The sequence below is a fragment of the Streptomyces albidus (ex Kaewkla and Franco 2022) genome (assembly GCF_013870515.1).
GTDB lineage: Bacteria > Actinomycetota > Actinomycetes > Streptomycetales > Streptomycetaceae > Streptomyces > Streptomyces albidus.
Map to the genome: position 1 here is coordinate 1 of NZ_JACBXA010000317.1, position 5688 is coordinate 5688.

The window sequence follows — 5688 nt, forward strand, 5'->3', positions numbered from 1 at the left end:
GCCGGGACGCCCGGTTGCCGCCGTACGGGTGGTGGTCGACGCGCCGGGACATGAACTGATCCGTCTGGGGACACTGCGAGGTGGAATATCTGCATTCCGCGTACTTCGCGGCATTCCGCCTGCATTCCTCGAATGGCACCGATCCTTGCTGCTCCCCTGGAGGTGAGCGAGTCATGGCCATGCCTCTGCGTCAGACCGTCCGTATCGGCAGCTATCTCTTTCAGCAGAAGCTGCGCGGCCGCGAGAAGTTCCCGTTGATCGTGGAGCTGGAGCCGTTGTTCGCCTGCAACCTCAAGTGCGAGGGCTGCGGGAAGATCCAGCACCCGGCCGGTGTGCTCAAGCAGCGGATGCCCGTCGCGCAGGCTGTCGGAGCGGTGACGGAGTCGGGTGCGCCGATGGTCTCCATCGCCGGCGGAGAACCGTTGATGCACCCCCAGATCGGCGAAATCGTCAGGCAGTTGGTGGCGAAGAGGAAGTACGTCTTCCTGTGCACCAACGCGATGCTGCTGCGCAAGAAGATGGACGACTTCACACCGTCCCCCTACTTCGCGTTCGCCGTGCACATCGACGGGCTGCGCGAGCGGCACGACGAATCGGTGGCCAAGGAGGGCGTCTTCGACGAGGCAGTCGAGGCGATGAAGGAGGCCAAGCGGCGCGGCTTCCGGGTCACCACGAACTCCACCTTCTTCAACACCGACACACCGCAGACCATCATCGAGGTGCTGGACTACCTCAACGACGAACTGCGCGTGGACGAGATGATGATCTCGCCCGCCTACGCGTACGAGAAGGCCCCCGACCAGGAGCACTTCCTGGGCGTCGAGCAGACCCGCGAGCTGTTCCGCAAGGCGTTCGCCGACGGCAACCGGCGCCGCTGGAGGCTCAATCACAGCCCGCTCTTCCTCGACTTCCTCGAGGGCAAGGCGGACTTCGCCTGCACCGCCTGGGCGATTCCCAACTACTCGCTCTTCGGCTGGCAGAGGCCCTGCTACCTGATGAGTGACGGGTACGTGCCGACGTACAAGGAACTCATCGAGGAGACCGACTGGGAGGCCTACGGCCGCGGCCGCGACTCCCGCTGCGCCAACTGCATGGCCCACTGCGGCTACGAGCCGACCGCCGTGCTCGCCACGATGGGCTCGCTGAAGGAGTCGCTGCGCGCCGCGCGCGACAGCGTCCGCGTCTGACGTCATGCGGTCCCGGCGGCCGTGCGCGCGCGAACTCGTGCGTGACGGCCGTCGCCGTCGGCCCGGGCGCGCGTGCCCGAGCCGCACACCACAACAGAAGAGCCCACGAAACCGAGAAGGGGGCCGGGGCAATGAGCGACTTCGACCTCACGAAGCTTCTGGCGGAACGCGGAGCCGAGCGTTACGAGCTGCACACCCGGCATCTGAATCACCAACTGCCGCGGATGCTGCGCACGATCGGCTTCGACAAGGTCTACGAACGGGCCGAGGGTGCCAGCCTGTTCGACGCCGAGGGAGACGACTACCTCGACATGCTCGCCGGGTTCGGCGTGATGGGACTCGGGCGGAACCATCCCGTCGTACGGCGCGCACTGCACGAGGTGCTGGACGCGCAGCTCGCGGACCTCACGCGGTTCGACTGCCCGCCGCTGCCCGGGCTTCTGGCCGAGGCGCTGCTCGCCCGCGCGCCCGGCATGGAGCGCGTCTTCTTCGGCAACAGCGGTACGGAGGCGGTGGAGACGGCGCTGAAGTTCGCGCGCTACGCCACCGGGCGGCCCCGGATCCTCTACTGCGACCACGCCTTCCACGGCCTGACCACCGGTTCGCTCTCCGTCAACGGCGAGGAGTGCTTCCGCCGGGGCTTCGCGCCGCTGCTCCCCGACACCGCCGTCCCGCTGGGTGATCTGGGCGCGCTGGAGCGGGAGTTGAGGCGCGGTGATGTGGCGGGGCTCATCGTGGAGCCGATCCAGGGCAAGGGCGTGCTTGCGGCGCCGCCCGGATACCTGGCGGCGGCAGGGGAGTTGCTGCACCGCCACGGTGCGCTGCTGATCGCGGACGAGGTGCAGACGGGACTCGGCAGAACCGGCGACTTCCTCGCGTACCAGCACGAGGCGGAGGTGCAGCCGGACCTGGTGTGCGTGGCGAAGGCGCTCTCCGGCGGCTTCGTACCGGTCGGTGCCACCCTCGGCAAGGAGTGGGTGTTCAGGAAGGTCTACTCGTCGATGGACCGGGTGCAGGTCCACTCGGCCAGTTTCGGCTCCAACGCGCAGGCGATGGCGGCCGGCCTGGCGACCCTGCACGTGCTGGAGGACGAGAACCTGATCGCCAACGCGCGGCGCATGGGCGACCTCTTGCGCGAGAGGCTCGCGGCGCTCGTCGACGACTACGAGCTGCTGCACGAGGTGCGTGGGCGCGGACTGATGATCGGCATCGAGTTCGGCAGGCCCAAGTCGCTTGCCCTGCGTAGTCGTTGGACGATGCTTCAGGCTGCACGGCGGGGCCTGTTCGCACAGATGGTGGTCGTGCCGCTGCTCCAGCGCCACCGCATCCTCACCCAGGTGTCGGGTGACGAGCTCGAAGTGATCAAGCTGACCCCGCCGTTGGTGATCGGGGAGCGCGAAGTCGACCGCTTCGTCGGCGCGTTCACGGAAATCATGGACGAGGCGCACAACGGTGGCGGGCTGCTGTGGGACTTCGGGCGCAACCTGGTCAAGCAGGCGGTCGCCAACCGCTGAGCATCCTCACCGAGAACGTGCCGGTCTCCGATCCGCGCCCGTACGAACCGGGCCCGGGGGCTTGTCAGGCGTCCTCGAGGAGCCTGTCGCGCAGCCGCTCGCGCGTTTCCGGGGCGAGCCCGAGGCCCTCGGAGAGGTACTTCTCCACGCCGCCCCAGGTCTCGTCGATGGTGGTCAGAGCGGCGGCGAGATAGGTGGAGCGCGCGTCGAAGAGCGGGGAGAGCAGCTCCACGACCTCGGGGGACATCCCCGCCTGGGACTTGCCGCCGCGGTGCATCTTGTAGCGCCGGTGCGGGGAGTTGGACTCCAGGTAGTCGGCCTCGATGGCCTCCTGCTCCACGCCGAGCGCCATGAGCGTCACGGCGATGGAGAGCCCCGCGCGGTCCTTGCCGGCGGCGCAGTGCATCAGCGCGGGCACGCTGTCGTCGGCGAGGGCGTGCAGCACACGGCTGTGCTCTGCGGTGCGGCCCTTGATGATCGAACGGTACGAGGCGATCATCCGCGCTGCGCCCTGTCCGTCGGAGAGGACCATGCGCAGCTGGTCGAGCTCTCCGTCGCGGACCATCTTCCAGAACTCCGCGCCGTCGGCCGGGTCGGTGAGGGGGATGTTCACGTTGCGCACGCCCGGCAGCTCCACGTCGGGGCCCTCGAGCGCCTGGTCGGCGGAGTTGCGGAAGTCGAAGACGGTGTGCAGCCCGAGGCCGCTGAGGAAGGCGCTGTCCTCTTCCGTCGCGTGGGCCAGGTGGCCGCTCCGGAAGAGCACGCCGTGGCGCACCCGGCGCCCGTCTGCCGTCGGCACCCCGCCGACGTCGCGGAAGTTGCGCACCCCGGTCAACGTGGGTTCGGCGGACTGCTGGCTCACAGATGCTCCCTCTGTCTCTTCGACTGCCGGTGCCGCCGACGATACGACATGGGCCGGACGCACCGGCGGCCGTGCATCGAGGGCTGTGCGCACTCCGTGAGCAGGCCGACGCGGAAAGTGTTCACAGGGAGTGACGGCAGGGATGGAACCTCGCCATCGAGGGGGCGAATTCCGGTCGGAATGTGTGGGGGCCGGGCGGGGGTGCGAAGGGCCTGGCGGGAGCTGCATATGCCTGTGTCAGCAGAAAGGCGCCGGACCGGCATGCGTGGGATGGGTGCTTCGCCCGAATCGGCGTACGGCGCCGGCTGGTCGATGCGATTCCGCTTGCGGGGCCGAGGGCAGGGGTGCCGCGTGGCGCGGGAGCGGGAGGCCGTCATGCGGCGTCCAGTTGCGGTGCCGTGAGGGTGAAGTCCCAGGTCAACGAGGGTTGTTGAGGTGTGCGGCAGGTGCTGGAGCCGCACCGCCGGGCGGCTCGGAAGGCCCGCGGACGAGGGGTCCTCGGTGGTGGCGAAGCGTAACTGAGGGACTCCGTAAGGGAGTTAGGATCAAGATCCGCTCCCGGACAGACGGACGAGATCTTCACTCGTTAGGAGCTGGCGAAGGGTGGCGAATATGTCATCTGCGTCCGCGCTAAGTTGCTGTGAGGGCTAGCGTGGCAATGGCGCTCTGAGACCGAGCTGACGCGCGCTGTAACCGTGCTTCGAGGAAGCCCACCCGCAGACCTCAACTCAACCGAGGAATCCGATGCATGAACCCCCGAGCCATGCGGTGCAGACAGGAAGGGGAACCTCCGATCCCGCAACTCCCCCAGGGGCCCTCCCCGGAAGCGTCCCGCTTCCGGTAGCCGCACAGGTGCCCAACGGTGCGGTCCCACACGGAGCCACCGGCGTGACCCCGGCGCCCGGCGGCAACGGATCACGGCGACGGCACGGCCGCGCCCCCGTCCGTCAGAACCCGAGCGACGCGGCACACCGGCGGCGCGTCGTGCGCCTCGCCGTCGCGCCGGCAGGAGTCGTGGCCGTGGTCGCGGCAGCCGTGGTGGCGTACGTGATGAGCTTCGAAGGCGGCCTCGACGCCTCGGGCAGCCCCGCCTCCGGGAGTGACGGCAACGTGCTGTGGAGTGTGCTCGGCGGAGCGCTCTTACTCGTCTGCGGCGTGATCGTCGGCGCCGCGTACTCGGCCACCATCGAAGCTCGCAGCGCTCTGGAACGTCACACGTCGCTGCGCCGCACGGTGGCCCGTGGACAGTCCGAAGTCCGCTCCCTCCTGCGCAGCCTCGAACAGGGTGAACGCCCTCGGCTGCGTCCGCGGCCGGCACTGCCGGATCCGAGCGCGCACGCCGACGCCTACGACCTCCTCACCCACGAACTGGCCCTCGCCCAGCACGTCGCCGAGACGGCGGTGACCGAAGCCGTCGCGCTCATGCGCAGCAACTCGAGCGGCAGCGAGGAGAAGGTCGAGGTCTTCGTCAACCTCGCCCGCAGGCTGCAGTCCCTCGTCCATCGTGAGATCGAGCTGCTGGACGAGCTGGAGAACCAGGTCGAGGACCCCGATCTGCTCAAGGGCCTCTTCCATGTGGACCACCTCGCCACCCGCATCCGCAGGCACGCGGAGAACCTCGCCGTGCTGGGCGGCGCCGTCTCCCGGCGTCAGTGGAGCCGGCCGGTCACCATGACCGAGGTCCTGCGCTCCTCCATCGCCGAGGTCGAGCAGTACCCCCGGGTCAAGCTGGTGCCGCCGATCGAGGGCACCCTCCGGGGTCACGCGGTGGCCGACGTCATCCACCTCCTGGCCGAACTCGTCGAGAACGCAACGGTCTTCTCCGCCCCGCAGACCCAGGTCCTGCTGCGGGCGCAGCACGTGACGTCCGGTCTGGCCATCGAGGTCGAGGACCGCGGCCTGGGCATGACGGCCACCGAGCAGAACCGCATGAACGCCGTGCTCTCCGACCCCGAGCGCATCGACGTGGGGGAGCTGCTGCAGGACGGGCGCATCGGGCTGTTCGTGGTCTCGGCGCTCGCGCAGCGGCACGGCATCGTCGTCCAGCTCCAGAGCAACATCTACGGCGGCATCCAGGCAGTGCTCGTGCTGCCGCGCGAGGTGCTCGGCGAGGAGCCGGGCGCGC

General features: G+C 69.0%; 4 protein-coding genes and 1 pseudogene. 4 read left to right on the top strand and 1 reads right to left on the bottom strand.

Annotated features, from left to right (window positions below):
• From H5J26_RS31725 to H5J26_RS27690, 3 genes and pseudogenes are all read left to right on the top strand, one after another.
• A pseudogene (locus tag H5J26_RS31725) lies at nucleotides 1-166 on the top strand (1-hydroxy-2-methyl-2-butenyl 4-diphosphate reductase); the annotation flags it as partial.
• Nucleotides 167-173: 7 nt separating this feature from the next.
• Nucleotides 174-1187, top strand: coding sequence for an adenosyl-hopene transferase HpnH (gene hpnH / locus H5J26_RS27685; protein WP_181768705.1), 1014 nt, complete (start codon nucleotides 174-176; stop codon nucleotides 1185-1187).
• Between the two features lie 131 nt (nucleotides 1188-1318).
• A complete protein-coding gene (locus H5J26_RS27690) occupies nucleotides 1319-2701 on the top strand; it encodes an aspartate aminotransferase family protein (protein WP_181768706.1) in 1383 nt (460 codons plus the stop codon).
• 64 nt (nucleotides 2702-2765) lie between these two features.
• Here H5J26_RS27690 and H5J26_RS27695 read toward each other — a convergent pair whose 3' ends face one another.
• Complete coding sequence (locus H5J26_RS27695; RefSeq protein ID WP_181768707.1) at nucleotides 2766-3563, bottom strand: tyrosine-protein phosphatase; 798 nt, start codon at nucleotides 3561-3563, stop codon at nucleotides 2766-2768.
• 1050 nt (nucleotides 3564-4613) lie between these two features.
• Between H5J26_RS27695 and H5J26_RS27700 the strand changes: the two genes are divergently transcribed.
• Nucleotides 4614-5688: ATP-binding protein (locus tag H5J26_RS27700; protein ID WP_235981195.1), on the top strand; the 1075-nt coding region annotated here is incomplete at its 3' end.

What these genes read in the sequence shown, in the direction of transcription:
- hpnH (WP_181768705.1), top strand. Translation starts at nt 174, where the DNA reads ATGGCCATGCCTCTGCGTCAGACCGTCCGTATCGGCAGCTATCTCTTT.
- H5J26_RS27690 (WP_181768706.1), top strand. Translation starts at nt 1,319, where the DNA reads ATGAGCGACTTCGACCTCACGAAGCTTCTGGCGGAACGCGGAGCCGAG.